The organism is Thauera aminoaromatica, assembly GCF_000021765.1.
In the GTDB taxonomy this organism is placed as follows: domain Bacteria; phylum Pseudomonadota; class Gammaproteobacteria; order Burkholderiales; family Rhodocyclaceae; genus Thauera; species Thauera aminoaromatica.
Genome location: NC_011662.2, coordinates 4,477,197 through 4,496,212 on the forward strand (window position 1 = coordinate 4,477,197; position 19,016 = coordinate 4,496,212).

16 protein-coding genes are annotated in these 19,016 nt (G+C 68.5%); 1 reads left to right on the forward strand and 15 read right to left on the reverse strand.

The features are described 5' to 3' along the window. Positions 1-11 precede the first annotated feature (11 nt). Positions 12-917 carry an ROK family protein gene (locus TMZ1T_RS19740; protein WP_012586317.1) on the forward strand — a complete coding sequence of 302 codons (906 nt, stop codon included), beginning with the start codon at positions 12-14 and terminating at the stop codon, positions 915-917. Positions 918-1,184: 267 nt separating this feature from the next. Here TMZ1T_RS19740 and TMZ1T_RS19745 read toward each other — a convergent pair whose 3' ends face one another. The 15 genes from TMZ1T_RS19745 to rpmH form a co-directional block, all read right to left on the reverse strand. Further along, positions 1,185-3,359 carry a primosomal protein N' gene (locus tag TMZ1T_RS19745; RefSeq protein ID WP_012586318.1) on the reverse strand — a complete coding sequence of 725 codons (2,175 nt, stop codon included), beginning with the start codon at positions 3,357-3,359 and terminating at the stop codon, positions 1,185-1,187. 391 nt (positions 3,360-3,750) lie between these two features. After that, on the reverse strand, positions 3,751-4,821 hold the full coding sequence (gene hemE, locus TMZ1T_RS19750) for a uroporphyrinogen decarboxylase (protein ID WP_004315390.1): 1,071 nt from the start codon (positions 4,819-4,821) through the stop codon (positions 3,751-3,753). 100 nt (positions 4,822-4,921) lie between these two features. Further along, positions 4,922-6,397 carry a TrkH family potassium uptake protein gene (locus TMZ1T_RS19755; protein ID WP_012586319.1) on the reverse strand — a complete coding sequence of 492 codons (1,476 nt, stop codon included), beginning with the start codon at positions 6,395-6,397 and terminating at the stop codon, positions 4,922-4,924. Position 6,398: 1 nt separating this feature from the next. Beyond that, a complete protein-coding gene (trkA, locus tag TMZ1T_RS19760; protein ID WP_004315386.1) occupies positions 6,399-7,802 on the reverse strand; it encodes a Trk system potassium transporter TrkA in 1,404 nt (467 codons plus the stop codon). Between the two features lie 130 nt (positions 7,803-7,932). Then, positions 7,933-9,180 carry a sigma-54-dependent transcriptional regulator gene (locus tag TMZ1T_RS19765; protein WP_012586320.1) on the reverse strand — a complete coding sequence of 416 codons (1,248 nt, stop codon included), beginning with the start codon at positions 9,178-9,180 and terminating at the stop codon, positions 7,933-7,935. 9 nt (positions 9,181-9,189) lie between these two features. Then, positions 9,190-11,307, reverse strand: a complete 2,118-nt coding sequence (locus tag TMZ1T_RS19770) for a sensor histidine kinase (protein WP_012586321.1) — start codon at positions 11,305-11,307, stop codon at positions 9,190-9,192. Continuing rightward, positions 11,304-11,903: a DUF4390 domain-containing protein gene (locus TMZ1T_RS19775; protein WP_012586322.1), complete on the reverse strand. Its 600-nt coding sequence runs from the start codon at positions 11,901-11,903 to the stop codon at positions 11,304-11,306. Before TMZ1T_RS19775 ends, TMZ1T_RS19770 begins: the two co-directional genes overlap by 4 nt. Continuing rightward, positions 11,863-13,170, reverse strand: coding sequence for a 16S rRNA (cytosine(967)-C(5))-methyltransferase RsmB (rsmB, locus tag TMZ1T_RS19780; protein ID WP_012586323.1), 1,308 nt, complete (start codon positions 13,168-13,170; stop codon positions 11,863-11,865). The genes TMZ1T_RS19775 and rsmB overlap by 41 nt, the downstream gene beginning before the upstream one ends. 108 nt (positions 13,171-13,278) lie before the next feature. After that, positions 13,279-14,169 carry a polyamine aminopropyltransferase gene (gene speE / locus TMZ1T_RS19785; protein WP_012586324.1) on the reverse strand — a complete coding sequence of 297 codons (891 nt, stop codon included), beginning with the start codon at positions 14,167-14,169 and terminating at the stop codon, positions 13,279-13,281. A gap of 137 nt (positions 14,170-14,306) precedes the next feature. Further along, positions 14,307-15,077, reverse strand: coding sequence for a sulfite exporter TauE/SafE family protein (locus TMZ1T_RS19790; protein WP_012586325.1), 771 nt, complete (start codon positions 15,075-15,077; stop codon positions 14,307-14,309). Positions 15,078-15,245: 168 nt separating this feature from the next. After that, positions 15,246-16,592, reverse strand: coding sequence for a tRNA uridine-5-carboxymethylaminomethyl(34) synthesis GTPase MnmE (gene mnmE, locus TMZ1T_RS19795; RefSeq protein WP_012586326.1), 1,347 nt, complete (start codon positions 16,590-16,592; stop codon positions 15,246-15,248). Beyond that, complete coding sequence (gene yidC, locus TMZ1T_RS19800) at positions 16,564-18,222, reverse strand: membrane protein insertase YidC (protein WP_012586327.1); 1,659 nt, start codon at positions 18,220-18,222, stop codon at positions 16,564-16,566. Before yidC ends, mnmE begins: the two co-directional genes overlap by 29 nt. Positions 18,223-18,242: 20 nt before the next feature. Beyond that, entirely contained in the window at positions 18,243-18,452 is a 210-nt protein-coding gene (gene yidD / locus TMZ1T_RS19805; protein WP_004329522.1) for a membrane protein insertion efficiency factor YidD, read from the reverse strand. Then, positions 18,449-18,874 (reverse strand): ribonuclease P protein component, encoded by a 426-nt coding sequence (gene rnpA / locus TMZ1T_RS19810; protein WP_315968370.1) that lies wholly within the window; start codon positions 18,872-18,874, stop codon positions 18,449-18,451. Before rnpA ends, yidD begins: the two co-directional genes overlap by 4 nt. Then, positions 18,813-18,947 (reverse strand): 50S ribosomal protein L34, encoded by a 135-nt coding sequence (gene rpmH / locus TMZ1T_RS20795; RefSeq protein WP_002926183.1) that lies wholly within the window; start codon positions 18,945-18,947, stop codon positions 18,813-18,815. The genes rnpA and rpmH overlap by 62 nt, the downstream gene beginning before the upstream one ends. Positions 18,948-19,016: the final 69 nt, after the last annotated feature.

Consider the following 19,016-nt stretch of genomic DNA (forward strand, 5'->3'; position numbering starts at 1 on the left):
CCCGCCACGGCATGGGGACCCGCATCGGCATCGACCTCGGCGGCACCAAGATCGAGCTCGTGGTGCTCGACGCCGACGGTCGCGAGCGCTGGCGCCGCCGGGTGCCGACCCCGCAGGGCGACTACGGCGGCACGCTGCGAGCCATCGCCGCGCTGGTCGAGGAGGCCGAGCGCCTCACCGGCGCGGGCGCCCGCATCGGCGTCGGCACACCGGGGTCGCCTTCGCCGCGCGACGGCCGCATCCGCAACGCCAACTCCACCTGCCTGAACGGCCAGCCGCTGCAGCAGGACCTCGAAGCCCTGCTGCGCCGACCGCTCCGCCTCGCCAACGATGCCAACTGCCTGGCCATGTCGGAGGCCGCCGACGGCGCCGGCGCGGGTGCACGTACCGTGTTCGCAGCCATACTCGGCACCGGGGTGGGCGGCGGCATCGTCGTCGACCAGAAACTGCTGGTGGGCGCCAACGCGGTGGCCGGCGAATGGGGCCACAACCCGCTGCCGCTGCCCGCGCCCGACGACCTCCCCCTGCCCGCCTGCTATTGCGGACGCGCCGGCTGTATCGAGACCTACCTGTCCGGTCCCGGCCTGGCCGCCGATCATCTGCGCCATGGGGGCGAGCCCCTCGACGCTGCAGCCATCGCCCGCCAGGCCATCGAGGGCCAGCGCGCCTCTCAGGCCAGTCTCGAACGCTACGAGCTGCGGCTCGCGCGCGCACTCGCGGGCGTGATCAACCTGCTCGACCCCGAGGTCATCGTGCTCGGCGGCGGCCTGTCGCAGATCGCGCGCCTGTACGAGCACGTACCGCGGCGGTGGGCTGCGCACGTGTTTTCCGACACCGTGTCCACGCGCCTGCTGCCGGCACGGCACGGCGACGCCTCGGGCGTACGCGGGGCGGCCTGGCTGTGGCCGTCGAACTGAGCGCGTCGAGCGGGAATTCTCCCGGGCAGCGCGGCACGGTGTGAATCGCGACTGGCGTCGCTCCTACAAGGGCCTGCGGAGGCGCGGCGGTGCGAATCGCGACTGGCGTCGCTCCTACAGGCGCCTGCGGGGGCGCGGCGGTTTTCTGTAGGAGCGACGCAAGTCGCGATTCAGCCGCCAGGATCCTCACGCAGCTGGTCGGCACACGACGCCGGCGACCGAGACGAACATTCCCGCCTGGCTGCCCTGACGAACCATCACCCTGCCTCAGACCTCCAGCGGATCCACGTCCAGCTGCCAGCGCAGCTCGCGCGCGGTGCGCTGGCGGTAGAGCACCGCGACCCACTCCGCGAGGAAGGCCTGCAGCGGACCGCGGTGGTCGGCCTCGACGAGCAGCTGCGCGCGTTCGCGGCGGGCGAGCCGGGTCATGCGCATCGGCACCGGGTCGTACAGACGCAGCCCCGCGGGCGCGCGCTCCTCGGCGAGCCGGCGCGCATGGCGCAGGAACTCGACGGCATCCTCCAGCGCCGGCGCATCGGCACGCAGCATGGCCTGGTGGGTGAAAGGCGGGAAGCCCGCAGCACGGCGCTCCTGCAGGGCCATGCGGGCGAACGCGTCGAAGTCGTGCTTCGCCAGGTGCAGATAGAGCGGGTGCATGGGGTATTCGGTCTGGATCAGCACCTCTCCGGGCAACGCGCCGCGACCCGCACGGCCGCCGACCTGCATCAGCTGCTGGAACAGGCGCTCGGGGGCGCGAAAGTCCGCGGCATGCAGCGAGGCGTCCGCCCCCACCACCCCGACCAGGGTGAGCTTGGGGAAGTCGTGGCCCTTCGCCATCATCTGGGTGCCAACCAGGATGTCGGCCTCGCCGGCGGCGATGGTGTCGAGCAGCGTCTCCCACTGGCTGCGCGTGCGCGCCGCGTCACGATCGACGCGCAGCACGCGCGCCTGCGGAAAGAGTTCGGCCAGGCGCGCCTCGATACGCTGGGTGCCGCGGCCGAAGGGCTGGATGTCCTGGTCGCCGCAGCTCGGGCAGGCGTGCGGGATCGGACCGTCGCAGCCGCAGTGATGGCAGCGCAGGCGGCGATCGGCGAGGTGCACCACGAGGTTGGCCGAGCAATGCGGGCAGCGGCTGACCCAGCCGCAGGACGGACACGACAGCACCGGCGCGTAGCCGCGGCGGTTGAGGAAGACCAGGCTCTGCTCGCCGCGCTCCAGGCGCTGCGTGATCGCAACATGCAGCGCCGGGCTCAGGCCTTCGTCGAGCTTGGTCCTGCGCGTGTCGATGCAGCGCACCGCCGGCAGCGTGGCGGCGACCGCACGCCGGCTCAGCCTCTGCAGCGCATAACGCTCGCTGCGGGCGTGGAACCAGCTCTCCAGCGAGGGCGTCGCCGAGCCGAGCACCACCGGCACGTCGCGCTGGCGGCCGCGCCACACCGCCACGTCGCGCGCCGAGTAGCGCACGCCTTCCTGCTGCTTGTACGAGGCATCGTGCTCCTCGTCGACCAGGATCAGGCCTAGCCGCGGCAGCGGCGCGAACACCGCAAGGCGGGTGCCGAGCACGATGTCGGCACGACCGCTGAGTGCCTGCACGAAGCCGCGCGAACGCGCACCGTCGGCGAGTGCGGAATGCAGGCTGACCACGTTGGCGGCGGCAAAGCGCTGCGCCACGCGCTGCTCGAGCTGCGGCGTCAACGCGATCTCCGGGACCAGCATCAGCACCTGACGGCCCTGCGCGAGCGCGTGCGCGGCGAGGCGCAGATAGACCTCGGTCTTGCCGCTACCGGTGACGCCATGCAGCAGCCAGGGCCGGAAACGCATCCCGGCACCGACGATCGCGTCCACCGCGGCGGCCTGCTCCGGCGTCGCCAGCGGCTGCGCGCCGGCTTCGTGACGCGCGCCGGGGTCGGCCACGATCTCCAGCCAGCCACGGCGCAGCAGTTCGCCCACCGCCTCGCCACCCTCCCGGGCACGGATCACGCTGCGCCGCCACGGCCCCGGCTCCGCAGCGAGCGCCTGCAGCAGCGCGAGCGCCCGGCTCGCCCGCCGCGCCGCGCAAAGCGCCTCGCCGCCCTTCGGGGCGACGCCAAGCAGCGGATCCTCGTCCTCGTCACTGACGCCGTCGGCGCGACGCAGGCCAGGAGGCAGCGCGAGCGCCACCACCTCGCCGAGCGGCGCGTGGTAATAGCGCGCCACGAAGGACACCAGCTCCAGCCAGTCCGCAGGCAAGGCCGGCACGCCGCGCTGGATGTGCAGCACGGGCTTGATCCGTGCGAGTTCCACCCCCGCTTCGCCGCCGATACCGACGATCAACCCGGTGCGTTCGCCGCGCCCGAACGGTACCTTCACGCAGCGCCCGACGTCTCCCACGCCCGCATCCGCGGCCGTGTAATCGAAGGCTTGCGGCAGCGGGATCGGCAGGGCGACGCGGACGATGGCCATGGAGCGGCGGAGGCTGGAGAAAAAATTGTTCTTCTTCAGCGACTTGCACCACTTCGCTGAGAGCGGACCGAGAAAACGGCGGGCAAGTGGCTGGCGGGAAATGAGGCTTCCAGCTTGTCCACAAAACCTGTGGATAAGTTTGTGGGAAAGCTGGGTGAATCGGGCTCAAACCTGCGCCGCACAAGGGGTTTCGTCACAATGCCTTAACATTGCGCGAATTTTTCTATTTTATTTTCAATGACTTATGAAATCTATCGGGCAAAGCCCGTTATGGGCAGCATTCCCGGGCAGAACCCGTGAAATGTGCATAAGTCAAGCCCGGAAAACACGAATTCGTGCTTGACAGATGGCGGCGGAGGCCTGTCCTGCAGCGCACCGCCGCACGCACGCCTCAAGCCCCGGCGCGGATCGCCCGGCTGTGCGCGTGCACGGTGTCTACCAGCACGCTCACGCTCTCCGGAGGGGTGTACTGCGAGATGCCATGGCCGAGATTGAAGACGTGTCCCGGATGGTTGCCGAAGGCGTCGAGCACCCGGCGCGTCTCCGTCGCGACCGCCTCGGGCGGGGCGAACAACACGTTGGGGTCGAGGTTGCCCTGCAGCGCCACCTTGTCGCCCACCAGGCGACGCGCGCGGCCGATGTCCATGGTCCAGTCGAGGCCGACCGCGTCGCAACCGATCGCGGCGATCGACTCCAGCCACAGGCCGCCGCCCTTGGTGAACACGATGCTGGGCACGCGCTGGCCGTCGCGCTCACGGATCAGGCCTGCTACGACCTGTTCCAGGTAAGGCAGCGAGAACTCCTTGTACGCGGCCTCGGACAGCACACCGCCCCAGGAGTCGAACACCATCACCGCCTGCGCGCCGGCCTCGATCTGCGCGTTGAGGTACTTCACCACCGCCTGCGCGGTGACGTCGAGGATGTGGTGCATCAGGTCGGGGCGGCTGTAGGCCAGCGACTTGACCTTGCGGTAGTCGTCGGAGGAGCCGCCCTCGACCATGTAGCAGGCCAGGGTCCACGGGCTGCCCGAGAAACCGATCAGCGGCACGCTGCCGTCGAGCGCACGGCGGATCTCGGCGACCGCATCCATCACGTACTGCAGCTCGGCGTGGGGGTCCGGCGCGCTGAGGTTGCGGATCTCCCACTCGTCCTTGAGCGGGCGCTCGAAGCGCGGGCCCTCGCCCTCGGCGAAGTACAGGCCGAGGCCCATCGCGTCGGGCACGGTGAGGATGTCCGAGAACAGGATCGCGGCGTCGAGGTCGTAGCGCGCGAGCGGCTGCAGGGTCACCTCGCAGGCCATCGCCGGGCTCTTGCACAGCTGCAGGAAGCTGCCCGCGCGCTTGCGCGTCTCGCAATATTCGGGGAGGTAGCGCCCGGCCTGGCGCATCAGCCAGACGGGGGTGTATTCGGTGGGCTGGCGCAGCAGGGCGCGCAGGAAGGTGTCGTTCTTCAGGCGGCTCACGTCGAGTCCTCTATCGGGGCGTTCATGCACAAGCCGGGATTATCGCCTGTCCGGCCCCCGAACGGGCTTGTCGTCGGTCAAGCAGTCGCGGCAGGGCCGCTCAGCGCCGCCAGAACGTGGGGGTGAGCACCACCAGGAAGGTGAAGATCTCCAGGCGGCCGAGGATCATCGCGAAACACAGCACCCACTTGTGGAGGTCGTCGAGCCCCTGGTAGTTGGACGCCGGCCCCACGAGGCCGAGCCCCGGGCCGGTGTTGTTGAGGCAGGCCACGACCGCCGAGAACGCCGTCACCAGCTCCAGCCCGGCGGCGGAGAGCACCAGGGTCAGGCTGACGATGCTGACCATGTACATGAAGCTGAAGCCGAGCACGGCGTGCAGGATGTGCTCGGGCACCGGGTTCCTGCCCATGCGCACCGGGCGCACCGCGTTCGGATGCAGCGAGCGCACGATCTCGCGGATGACCTGCTTGTACAGGATCATCGCCCGCATCATCTTGATGCCGCCGCCGGTCGAGCCCGAACAGGCGACGAAGCTGCCCAGGAAGAGGATCCAGATCTGCGCGAACATCGGCCACAAGGTGTAGTCGTGCGTGGCGAGCCCGAGCGAGGTCGAGATCGAGACGACGTGGAAGGCGACGTAGCGCAGCGCCTCGCCGAAGTCGGTGAAGATGCCCTGGGCGAGGAGGTACGCGGTGAGCATCAGCGTGGAGAGCGCGAGGACGCCGAAATAGAAGGGGATCTCGGGGTCGCGCCGATAAGGCGCCGACGAGCGCCGGACCAGCGCGAGATAGTGGGTCGCGTAGTTGAGTCCGGCGAGCAACGCGAAGCCGGCGGTGACCAGCTCCACCCCGACGCTGTCGAAATGCCCGAGCGAGGCGTCGCGGTTGGAGAAGCCGCCCAGGCCGGCGACGGAGAACGCGTGGATCACCGCATCCCAGGGCGCCAACCCTGCCCACCACAGGCTGAATCCGCAGGCGATGGTCAGCAACACGTAAGTCAGCCACAGCCCCTTCGCCGTCTCGGCGATGCGTGGGGTCAGGCTGGAGTCCTTCATCGGCGTCGGCACCTCGGCCTTGTAGAGCTGACGACCACCGATGCCGAGCAGCGGCAATATCGCCACCACGAGCACGATCACCCCCATGCCGCCGACCCAGTGCATGAAGGTGCGCCACAGGTTGATCGAGATCGGCAGGTGCTCGAGCCCGGTGAGCACCGTGGCGCCGGTCGCGGTGAGTCCGGAGACCGCCTCGAAGTAGGCGTCGGTGAAGCCGAGATCGGGGATGTAGGCCAACAGCGGCAGCGCGCCGAAGAGCGGCAGCACCACCCAGGTCGCCGCCACCAGCAGGAAACCGTCATGCACCCGCAGGTCGCGCCGCTTGCTGCGCGTCGCCGCCCACAGCAGCAGGCCGGCGACGAAGGTGACGAACAGGCCCTGGTCGTAGGCCAGGGTCGCGCCGTCGCCCAGCACGGCCGACACGACGAGCGGGAAGCCCATCAGCAGCCCGAAGATCATGATGATCAGGCCGAGGGCGTTGAGCGCGGGGTAGTACGCGCGGGCGCGGGCATCGGACGACATGTCAGAGGAAGTGGAAGCCGACCTGGAACAGCTTCTCGACCTTCTGCACCAGCTTCTTGTTGGTGCAGAACACGATCACGTGGTCATCCTCGCGGATCACCGTGTCGTGGTGCGGGATGATCACCTCGCGGCGGACCACCCTGCCCTCCTCGTTCTTCTCGTCGCGCACCACCGCGCCGATGCTCGCGCCACGCGGCAGGGCGATCTGCTCGATCGGGCGCCCGACCACCTTGGAGTCCTTGCTGCTGCCGTGGGCGATGATCTCCAGGGCCTCGGCGGCGCCGCGGCGCAGGCTGTGCACCGCGACCACGTCGCCGCGGCGCACGTGGGCAAGCAACGTCCCGATCGAGGTGTGCGCGGGCGAGATCGCAATGTCGATCGGTCCGCCCTGCACCAGGTCGACATAGCTCTTGCGGTTGATGAGCGCGAGCGTGCGGCGCGCGCCCATGCGCTTGGCGAGCGAGGCGGACATGATGTTGTCTTCCTCGTCGTTGGTGAGCGCGACGAATAGGTCGGTCTCGTCGATGCCCTCGGTCTCGAGCAGCTTCTCGTCGGTGGAGTCGCCGCGCAGCACGAGCGCATTCGACAGATGCGAGGCGAGCATCTCGGCGCGGGTGCGATTGAGCTCGAGGATCTTGACGTGGTGGTTCTCCTCGATCGACTGCGCGAGCCGGAAGCCGATGTTGCCGCCGCCGGCGATCATGATCCGCCGCATCGGCCGGTCGGAGCGGCGCAGCTCGCGCATCACCTGGCGGATGTGCACCGTGGCGGCGAGGCAGAACACCTCGTCGCCGGGCAGGATGATGGTGTCGCCCTCCGGCATGATCGGCTCGCCGTTGCGATAGATCGCGGCGATGCGGACCTCGACGTTGGGCAGGTGGAAGCGCAGCGCCTTGAGCGGATGGCCGACCAGCGGCCCACCCTCGAAGGCGCGCACGCCGATCAGGCTCACCACGCCGTCGGCGAACTCGAGCACCTGCAGGGCCTCGGGGAAGGCGATCAGGCGCTTGATGTAGTCGGTGACGACCTGCTCGGGACAGATGGAGAAATCCACCGCGAAGTTGTCGTCGTCGAGCAGTTCGGGATGGTCGACGTAGTCGGTCGAGCGCAAGCGCGCGATCCGCGTCGGCAGGTTGAACAACGCCTTGGCGATGCGGCAGGCGCACAGGTTGGTCTGGTCGGACTGGGTCACCGCGATGAGCAGGTCGGCATCGTCCGCGCCGGCCTCGCGCAGCACTCGCGGCGAGGCGCCGTTGCCGCACACGGTGCGGATCTCGAGGCGCTCGCGCAGCGCGCCGAGATACTCCTCGCTGGTGTCGACCAGGGTGATGTCGTTCGCTTCGGAGACGAGGTTCTCGGCCACCGAGGCGCCGACCTGGCCTGCACCCAGAATGATGATCTTCAACGTTGTATCCGGAAGTGTCCAAGCCGCCGATTCTACGCCCCCCACCCGGCCCGGCAAACGCAGACGTTGCGCCGCAGCAACCGCCGGATCCTGCCGAGCCGTGGCGCAGCGGCAGGAGAGCGCGCAGGGTTCAGGACTCCTCGTGCCGGCGCCCGGCCTGCAGGCCGAGTTGCTTGAGCTTGCGGTAGAGGTGGGTGCGCTCCAGGCCGGTCTTCTCCGCCAGGCGGGTCATGTTGCCGCCCTCGAGGCGCAGATGATGTTCGAAGTACATGCGCTCGAAGGCCTCGCGCGCCTCTCGCAGCGGCTGGTCGAGCGACACGCCGCAGGCGCCGGCGCCCAGATCCGGTGGCAGCAGGCGACGCACTTCGCCGGCGCCGATCTCCTCCTCCAGCGTGCCGAGCGCGAGCGACTTCACCGCGGCGCGCAACTCGGGGTAGCCCCCCGGCCACGGCAGGTTGCGCAGCTGGTTGAGCGCGGCGGTGGAAAAGCGCCGCAGCGGCACTTCACCCGCCTCCACCAGATGCAGCAGCATCTGGCTGGCGAGCTCGGGCAGGTCCTCGCGGACGTCGGCGATCGAGGGCGGCGCGAGGCTCACCTCGAACAGGCGGGCGAGCAGCCCCTCCTCCCAGCCCTCGCCGACCAGGGCCTCGAGACTGCGGTCGGTGGCGACGACGAGGCGCAAGTCGTAGCGCTCGAGGCGGTCGAGCGCGAAGGCGAGGTTCTTTTGCTGCGCGCGCGACAGGCGGGCCAGCTCGCCGACGAACACCACGCCGCCCTGGGTGGACTGCAACTGGGTGATGTCGAGCGGCGCGGTGACGGCGGCGAGGTCGAGCCAGGGGGCGTTGGCGGGTTGCACGCTGCGTGCGACCAGTTCGGCGAGCGACCCCGCGCCGACGCGCAGCAGCAGCACGCGAGAACTGCCGACGATCTGCTCGAGCCGGCGGCGCAGCTCGCGCAAGGGCACGGAGCGATGAAAGGCGGCGAGTGTCGGTGCCGACTGCACGCCGGGCGCCTGCGGACGCTGCAGCCCGCGCTTGACCGCGGCGAGCAGCTTCTGCAGCGCGATCGGCTTTTCCAGATAGTCGATCGCGCCGATGCGGGTGGCCTCGACCGCGGTGTCGATGGTGCCGTGCCCCGACATCATCACCACCGGCATGTTGAGCTGGCCATTGGCCGCCCATTCCTTGAGCAGGGTGATGCCGTCGGTGTCGGGCATCCAGATGTCGAGCAACACCATGTCCGGACGCACTGCGTTGCGTGCTGCGCGCGCGGCGGTGGCATTCTCGGCGAGCAGGATGTCGTGCCCCTCGTCGCGGAGGATCTCCGAGAGCAGTTCGCGGATGCCGATTTCGTCGTCAACGATCAGAATCTTTGCCATTTTTCTTCGTCATGCTTCCTTGTTTTCGGCCAGCCGCAGGCGGATGCGCACTTCGGCGCCACCGCCCTCGCGGTTGCTGAGGCGGACCTCGCCGCCATGCTCGTCGACGATCTTCTTGACCATCGCCAAGCCCAGGCCGGTGCCGCGCGACTTGGTAGTGAAATAGGGCTCGAAGGCGCGCGCCAGGACTTCGGGCGGAAAACCCGGGCCATTGTCGCGACACAGCAGCAGCGCGCTCTCGCCGTCACGACGGGTGATCACCGAGATCTCCGCGTCCTCCTGCGCGCCAAGCGCGTCCTGCGCATTTTGCAGCATGTTGTGGATCACCTGCCGGATCTGCGTCGGATCGCCCTGCACCGGAGGCAGCGCTCCCCCCAGCTCGGTGCGGATCTGCACCGCGGCACTCTCGTACAGGTGGAGCACCTCGCGGATCAGCGCGTTGAGGTCGAGCGGCGCGAGCTGCGGCGCCGGCAGCCGCGCATAGTCCCTGAAGGCGTTGACCAGGTTCTTCATCGCCTCGACCTGATTCACGATGGTGGTGGTTGCGCGCTCGAGCATCTCACGCCCGTTGTCGTCGAGGCGATCGGCGAGCTTGAAGGAGAGACGCTCGGCCGAAAGCTGGATCGGCGTCAGCGGGTTCTTGATCTCGTGCGCGAGCCGGCGCGCGACCTCGCCCCACGCCGCCGTACGCTGCGCGGCGATCAGGCTGGAGATGTCGTCGAACACCACCACCAAGCCGCCCCCCGTGCTCTCGGGCAGGCGCGAGCCGCGAATCAGCAGGGTGCGCGGCGGGCGGTCCCTGACCGGCAACTCCATCTGCTTCTGCCAGTCTCCCGTGTTGGCGGTGAAGCCCTCGCGCAGCATGTGGCCGAGCTCGGCCTGGCGTGGCCAGGCCTCGAGCGGGATGTCCTCGAATCCGCCCAGATCATCCTCGAGGATTTGCAGCGCACCATGGTTGGCGGCGCGCAGGTGACCGTCGGCCGAGAAGGCGAGGACGCCGGTGGACAGATTCGCCAGCACCGACTCCAGGTAGGCGCGCGCAGCCTCGACCTCGGCGCGATTGCGGTCGGCCGCCGCGCGCGCCTCCTGCAGCTGGCGCGTCATGCGGTTGAAGGACTGCGTCAGCACGCCGAGTTCGTCGTTCGCCGGCAAGGCCTGGCGCGGGCTGAAATCGCCCTGCGCCACCGCCTGCGTGCCCTCGGCCAGGATCAGCAGCGGTTGCGCCAATCGACGCGCGATCAGCACCGCGACCGCGAGCGCGCCAAGCAGCGCGAGCAGCAGGGTCAGGCTCAAGGTGACCGTGTAGATGCGCTTGAGCCCGCTGCGTCCGAGCGTCAGCTGCTGGTACTCGCGGTATGCCTCCTGGACCGCCTCGGCATTGCGACCGAAGGATTCGGGGACCGGCTGCTGCAGCATCAGCAGATTGGACTCGCCCGCCAGCGTGCGCACCGGGATCGGCGTCAGCACGCGGATCACCAGGCGACCGTCGGGTTCGGCGATCACAGAATGAAAATGGCGGCTCTGACGGGCCTGTCGCAGTTCGGCCGTGCCCGGAAGCTCGGGAAGCAGCGTCCGCCCCGACTCGGCCGCGGTGGCGAGCACCTGGCCCGCGGGGGCAAGGATGGTGGCGCTCGCGATCCCGGCCTGCTCGCGCAGCCGATTCAGCCGGGTACCCGCGCCCTGCCCGGCCCCCTCGAGCTCCAGCACCATGTCGTCCGCCTTGTCTCGCACCTGGCTCACCAGGTAATCGAGCGCGTTCTGGCCGAGCGCGATCCCGCCTTCGAGCGCCGAATCGACCCGCACGTCGAACCAGGATTCGATGCTGCGCACCACGAACTGCAGGGACACGCCGTAGATCACCAGCCCCGGCACCACGCCCATCAGCGCGAACATCAGCACCAGGCGCATCTTGAGACGGGAACCGAACTGCCCCTCGCGGTGCTCGCGCAGCAGGCGATGCAGCTGCATGCCGACGAGCGCGGCGAGGACCACGGCCATGCCGCCGTTGAGCGCGAGCAACCAAGGATAGCTGGTCGCGAACAGGGTGGTGTTCGAACTCGCCGAGGTGAGCAGGAACAACGAGATCCCCGACAGCGCTGCGGCGACGGCGAGCAGGACGCGCTTCATCGGAACCCCGGCGCCCCCGGCAGGAAGGTCCAGCGCACCCACTCGGTCTCGACGTTCCAGTCGTTGCTGCCGATCGCGGTGACCTGAAAGGGCTTGGGAAGCTGGCTGGTGTCGAGCCGGAAGCGAAGGGAAACCTCGTGCGAGACCCCGGACTGGAGGACGCCGGTCTCCGCGACAAGCCAGTTGCGCACGCGCTGCATGGTGCGCAGCGCCTCGTCGAGTTCGTCGAAGTTCTGGTGCAGATTGCCGACCGAGAGCCGAAAGCTACGCGTGATCGCGTGGTAATAGAGCCGGTAGTCCAGGCTACGACGCGCCACCGTCTCGTTGAGCCAGTACCAGCGCGGGCGCTCGATCAGCACCTCGGTGGTGAAGTAAAGCGAGACGCCGCGCGTGACCACGTCGATCAGGCGGGGATTGAGATCGATCGCGATATCCGCGTTGAGGACATAACCGCCGTCACCGGGCACGATCTCGGCGCTGCGGATGACGCTCTCCGCGCGTACGCTCAGCGCCCACAACAAGAGCAGCGCGGCCACGGCGAAGCGAACGGCGCGCTCAGGGCCGCTTGCGGAGGAGCGCGTAATAGAAGCCGTCATGGTCGGCACAAGGCAGCAGCTGCAGGTCGGAAGATCCGCGAATCGGGAGTCGCTCCGCGTCGGCATGGCGGACGCAGAAGCGGGCGACCTGGCCGGCGTTTTCCTCGTCGAACACCGAGCAGGTGACGTAGAGCATTGTGCCACCCGGGGCGAGCGTGCGCCAAAGTGCCTCCAGGATTTCCGCCTGCTGTGCGGCAAAGTTGGCGATATCGCTGTCCCGGCGCAACCACTTGATGTCCGGATGTCGGCGCACCACGCCGGATGCCGAGCACGGCACATCGGCCAGGATGCGGTCGAAGGGACGACCATCCCACCACGCTGCCAGGCGGCGGCAGTCGGCGACCTTCAGCTCCGCGCGCAGGCCGAGGCGGTCGAGGTTGCGCGCCACCCGACCCGCCCGCAGCGGATCAAGCTCCAGCGCGAGCAGGTCCGCATCGGCCCTCTCGAGGATGTGTGCAGTCTTGCCGCCGGGGGCTGCGCAGGCGTCGAGCACACGCTCGCCGGCTCGAACATCGAGCAGTTGCGCCGCCCACTGTGCCCCCGCGTCCTGCACCGACAAGCGCCCTTCGGCGTACCCGGGCAGGCGTGCGACCGCCAGCGGACGCGCGAGCACCAGCGCGTCGTTGTCGAGTCGCCGGAACTCCAGCCCGGCTGCGGCAAGCTCCGCCTCGACCTCGGCCAACGTGGCACGGCGCGGATTGACCCGCAAGGCCATGGGGGGACGCGTATTGCCGGCCGCGAGCAGATCCTGCCAGGCCTGAGGATGCGCGCTGCGCACACGCTCCACCCACCAGGCCGGAAAGGCATGACGCGCCTCGGGCTCGGCCTCGATCCAGCCTTGCCACTCCGGCTGCCGACGCAGCGCATTGCGCAGCACACCGTTGACCAGGTTGCGCAGGCCGGGCATCGCCACGGCCGTGGCGCCCACAGCCTGATCGACCACCGTGTGGGCTTGCTCGGGGCGCTGCGTCAGGCGCTGCAGGGCAACCAGCAGAAGCGCCCGAATCTCCACCGGAGGAGGACTATGCAGCAGGCGGGAAAGGATCGCATCACCGCGCCCGAACTCGCGCAAGGTCGACCAGGCGAGGTCGCGCACGGCCCCGCGCGTGCCTTCCGGCCACTCCGGATGCCCGGCCTGCATGCGCTCGAAGACATCGGTCAGGTTGGCGCCGTCGATCACGCCAGCGACCAGTTCGGTTGCCCGTGCGAGCGCGTAGCCGAGGCTGTCGATGGGCTGTTCCGGAGCACGGCGTGGGGCACCACGCACACCGGCTGTGCGGGAGCGGGGCGAGCCGGCGGCCGGCAGGGCGGACCGTCGGTCTTTGGGGTGGGCTGGGGTCAAGGTCTGGAGAACGGCCGAAGAAGCGGCACTGGCTCAGGCCAGCAAGGCACGCAGATGATTGGGCAGGGCGAACTGCGCACAGTGTACCGCACCATTGAAGTGCTGCAGTTCGCGGATGGCGCGCTCGGCAAGACGGCGGTCCACCTCGTTCGCGTCGAGCGCAGCCGGGTCGAGCGTATCGGACGCGCAGGCCATGCCCCAGAGGCTCCCATAGAGCGGAATGTAGAGGAAGTACGGCCGCACCCGCGCAAACACCCGACGCAGGCGGGCGAGCAACTCTCGCACACGCTCGGGCTGGAATACCGGCGTACCGATATGCAGCGTCAGCGCCCCGCCCTCGGCCAGCAGGGCCTTGCAGGCTGCGAAGAAGTCGGCGGTGTAGAGCGCTTCCGCCGGCCCGATCGGGTCGGTCAGATCGAGCACGATCAGGTCGTAGCGCTCGCCCGTGGCGGGAGCATGCTCGCACACATGGGCCATCCCGTCCCCGATGCGGATCTCCACGCGGGGATCGTCGAGGGCGCCATGATGCACGGCATCGAGGTAGCGCCGGGCGATGTCGACCACCTTCGCGTCGAGCTCGGCGATCACGATACGCTCGATGCCCGGATACTTGAGCAGCTCTTCGGCCGAACCGCCATCCCCTCCCCCGATGAGCAGCGCCCGGCGCAGGCCGGGATGGGCAACCCCGGGGACGTGGATCAGGTTCTCATGGTAGTGGAACTCGTCGCGCTCCGACGTCATGAAACAGCCATCGAGGCGAAAGAGCTTGCCGAAGCGCGGCGTTTCCCAAACCTCGTAGTCTTGCCACTCGGAGCGGCCGGACTCGAGCAGGCGCGCACCACGGAGAAAGTAGCCGGCATCCTCGCCGAGAAGCTCGGCGAGGACATCCTTCGGCAGATCGGCAAACCAGGACGCTCCGCTCATGATCTTCTGCACTCCACAGCTTTCGATTTCAGGCAGCCACGACCACCGCCCGCCGACACCCCGGCGGCGTCAAGCCATCCTTCCATCCAAACACGAGGTGCATCCGCACGCGCGGCTGTTCCACGTGAAACAGCCCGTCAGCGCAGGAAGGTATCGTAGGCAAGGCGAAGGATCAGCACCGCCACCACTGCAAGGAACATCTTTCGCACAAAACCCGTACCGTGCCTCAGCGCCATCCGGGAACCGAGGATCGAGCCGCTCAGATTGCACACCGCCATGAGCGCCGCCAGCTTCCACATCAGCTCCACATTGCCGACAAAGAAACTGATCGCCGCGAGGTTGGTCGCCACATTCACGATCTTGGCCGAAACCGATGCGCGGAGAAAGTCCATCCCCAGCAAGCGGATGAAAAGGAAGATCAGGAAGCTCCCGGTTCCAGGCCCGAAGAAGCCATCGTAGAACCCGATCACTCCACCCACGCCGAGCCCGATCGCAACCGAACGCGCCCCGTGCTCCGGCTCGGACGAGACCGCGCCGAGATCCTTGCGCAGGAAGGTGTACACGGCCACCAACACCAACAGTGCCAGAATCAACGGACGCAGGATCGCGGGATCCAGGTAGGCCACCGCCTTGGCTCCGTACCACGACCCGACAAGCGCAGCCAGGGCACCCGGCGCCGCCACGCGCCACGGAATCTCGACCCGTCGGCTGTACTGGACGGCGGCACTGGTCGTGCCGACGATGCTCGCGAGCTTGTTGGTGCCGAAGAGCGTCGCAGGCGCGGTCGTCGGAAAGGCCGCAAAAAGTGCGGGCAACTGGATCAAGCCGCCACCGCCCACGATGGAGTCCACGAAGCCGGCAAACAGCGCGGCGACGCCGAGGACGAGGAAGAGGAATTCGGTTTCCATGGGAGGGGTGTTTCACGTGGAACAGAGAGACTGCCGAGGAGGATCGCGACGGTTTGACGCGACGGCGGGACGGCGCGCACGCGACACCGGATCCCGGCATGACCGTCGACTGTCCGCGCGCCTCTGTTTGCGACTTCCGCTGCGCCAACCGACCGACGGTCAGCCCACTTACTTTCCGATGCAGAAGCGGGCGAAGATCACCCCGAGCAGGTCGTCGGCGCTGAACTCGCCGGTGATCGTGCCGAGTTCCTCCTGCGCGAGGCGCAGCTCCTCGGCAAAGAGTTCGAGCGCACCGAGTTGCGTGCCTGCAGCCTCCACATGGCGGAGCGCTTCGCGCAGCGCGAGCAGATGACGCTCGCGCGCAAGAATCACATCCTCGCCGTGCGCATGCCAGCCGGCGATCCGCAACAGCTCCTGGCGCACCAGCTCGACACCCTCCCCGCTTCGCGCCGACACCTGCAGGCGAACCCGTCCGCCCGCCTCCACGCGGCCCGCGGGCAATCCTGCGAGGTCGATCTTGTTCGCCACCATGATGCGCTCTACACCTTGCGGCAGGCGCTCGTCGAGGTCGCCCTCGGCCGCCACGCCCGCCTCGACCAGATGCAGGATCACGTCGGCGCGCGCGATCTCGCGCCAGGTGCGCTCGATACCGATGCGCTCGACCCGGTCCTCGGTCTCGCGCAGCCCTGCGGTGTCGATGATGTGGAGCGGGATACCCTCGACCTGGATCGTCTCGCGCAGCGCGTCGCGAGTCGTTCCGGCGATGTCGGTGACGATCGCGCGCTCCTCGCCGGCGAGCTGGTTGAGCAGGCTGGACTTGCCGACGTTGGGCGCACCCACGAGAACCACGTCGAGCCCGCTGCGCAGCAGCGCCCCCTGGCGCGCACGGTCGAGTACGCCCTCGAGCGCCTCGCGGATGGATTCGAGGCGCGGCATCGCGCGCGCGCGCTCGAGGAAGTCGATCTCTTCCTCGGGAAAGTCGAGCGTCGCCTCGACCAGCATGCGCAGGTCGATGAGCGCGTCGACGATGCGATGGACTTCCTCGGAGAACTGCCCGGACAGCGAGCGCACCGCCGAGCGCGCAGCCGCCGCAGTGGAGGCCTCGATCAGGTCGGCGACACCCTCGGCCTGAGCGAGATCGAGCTTGCCGTTGAGAAAGGCGCGACGGGTGAATTCGCCGGGCTCGGCCAGGCGGGCGCCGAGTTGCAGGCAGCGCTCGAGCAGCATCTGCATGACCACCGGGCCGCCGTGGCCCTGCAGCTCGAGCACGTCCTCGCCCGTGAAGGACGCCGGCGCGGCGAAGTAGAGCAGGATCCCCTCGTCGATCGGCCGCTCGTGCTCGTCGAGGAAGCGGGTGAAGTGCGCGATGCGCGGCTGCGGCGTACGGCCGCACAGCGCGAGCGCGAAGGCGCCGAGACCGGCACCCGAGACGCGGACGACACCGATGCCGCCGCGGCCCGGTGCCGTCGCGATCGCGGCAATCGTGTCAGGCGGGCTTGCCGGCCGACTTTCCACTTTCGATCATCCGCGTGATCTGCCACTGCTGGGCGATCGACAGGCAGTTGTTCACCACCCAGTACAGCACCAGGCCGGACGGGAACCACAGGAACATGAAGGTGAAGATGATCGGCATCGCCATCATGACCTTGGCCTGGATCGGATCCGGCGGCGTCGGGTTGAGCTTCATCTGCACGAGCATGGACACGCCCATGATGATCGGCAGGATGAAGTAGGGGTCCTTGGCCGAGAGGTCCTGGATCCAGCCCAGCCACGGCGCGTGGCGCATCTCGACGCTGCCGAGCAGCACCCAGTACAGGGCGATGAACACCGGGATCTGCACCAGGATCGGCAGGCAGCCGCCGAGCGGGTTGATCTTCTCGGTGCGGTAGAGATTCATCATCTCCTGCTGCATCTTGGCCTTGTCGTTGCCGTACATCTCCTTCATGCGCTGCAGGCGGGGGCCGAGCACGCGCATCTTGGCCATCGACTTGTAGCTCGCCGCCGACAGCGGGAAGAAGATCGCCTTGATCGCGACGGTGACCAGGATGATCGCCCAGCCCCAGTTGCCAGTCAGGTTGTGGAACCAGGACAGCACCCAGAACAGCGGCGCCGCGATCACGGTCAGCCAGCCATAGTCGACCACGAGGTCGAGGCCCGGGGCGATGCCCTCGAGCTTGTCCTGTTCCTGCGGACCGGCGTACAGACGGGTAGACACCGCACCCTCGGCGCCCGTGGCGATCGAGGCCACCGGCAGGATCACGCCCGCCGAGAACAGGTTGTTGCCGAGCGCGCGCGCGAAGTACTCGCGCTGCTCGCCTGCCTTCGGCAGCCAGGCGCCGACGAAGTAGTGCTGCACCATCGCCACCCAGCCGTCGGCCGCGGTCTTGGGGAACTTGGCGTCGCCGTCGGTGATGTCGGCGAACTGCACCTTCTGGAACTTGTTGGCGTCGGTGTAGAAGGCCGGACCGGTGAAGGTGGTGACGCCGAAGGCCTCGACCTGCTCGGCCGGGTTGCCGTCGCGGGTGAGCTGGAAGTAGGCGTGCGGCGCGAGCGCCTGGCCCGATCCGTTGCGGATCTCGTAGGACACGTCGATCAGGTAGCTGCCGCGCGCGAAGCGCATCACCTTGGTGACCTGCACGCCGTTCTGCTCGGGCGCCTGCAGACGCAGCTCCACGCCGTTCTCGCCGTCCTTCAGGCGCAGCTCGCCAGCGGGCAGCTGGAACAGGGTCTTGTGGGTGGGCAGGCCCTCGCCGATCAGGCCCGACTGCGCGGCGTACTGGTGCCGCGTGGTGCCGTCGTCGAGCAGCACGAAGTTGCCGCCCGCCTCGCCGCTCGCCTTGTGCTGCTTGAGCTCGAGGCGAACGATGTCACCGCCCTGCGCCGAGACCTCGGCACGCAGCAGATCGGTCTCGACCACGGCACGCGGCGCGGCCGCAGCCTGGGCGGCCTGCTCGCCCGGCACCACCGGCTGGCCGGGCGTGGCGCTCAACGTGGGCGTGGGCACCGCGCCGTCGGCCGGCGCCGCGCTTCCGGCGGCGGCCTGCTGCTGGGCCACGGGAGGCTGGTTCTGCTTGATCCAGCCGTCCCACAGCATGACGAGCGAGAAGGAGAAAATCAGAAAGAGGATGAGGCGGCGTTGATCCATCGGAATCGTTCTGTCTCAGGTCAGGGAACGGGATCATACCCGCCCGGATTGAAGGGATGACAGCGCCCCACCCGTTTCGCGGCCATCCAGCCGCCACGCAACGCGCCGTGGCGCTGCACGGCCTCGATCGCGTACTCGGAGCAGGTCGGGTGGAAGCGGCAATTGCGGCCGAGCATCGGGCTGATCGCGTAGCGGTAGAAACGCAGCAGGGCGATCAGCACGGTCTTCATTGCCGGGGCAGCCTTTGCAGAAGGGAGAGCAGGTCGAGGTTGATCTCGGCGCGCGTGGCCTTGGCCACCGGCGCGTTCAGGCGCACGACCAAGTCCATCGCCGGAAGCTCGATGCGCTGGCGCCGGAAGATCTCGCGCGCGATGCGCTTGACCAGGTTGCGCACGTTGGCGCGCTTGGCCAGCTTCTTCGCCACCACCACGCCGAGGCGGGCGGTGTCCAGACCATTGGGCCGGTAGTGCAGCATGTAGAACCGGCCGCGCAGCGCCCGCCGAAAAGCAAAAACGGATGAATACTCATCCGTTTTGTGCAATCTGTGAGCGCTGCGGAAACCCTGGTCAGCGCCCGTGGGCGAAACCACCTCAGACGGCGAGGCGGTGACGACCCTTGGCACGGCGTGCGCGGATGACCGCACGGCCGCCACGGGTCTTCATGCGGACCAGGAAACCATGGGTGCGCTTGCGGCGGACAACGGAGGGCTGATAAGTGCGTTTCATGATCGGACTGCCAGTGTTAGGTCAAACGCGAGAGTTAAATGGATAATGCCATGTTTGTCAATAAGAATT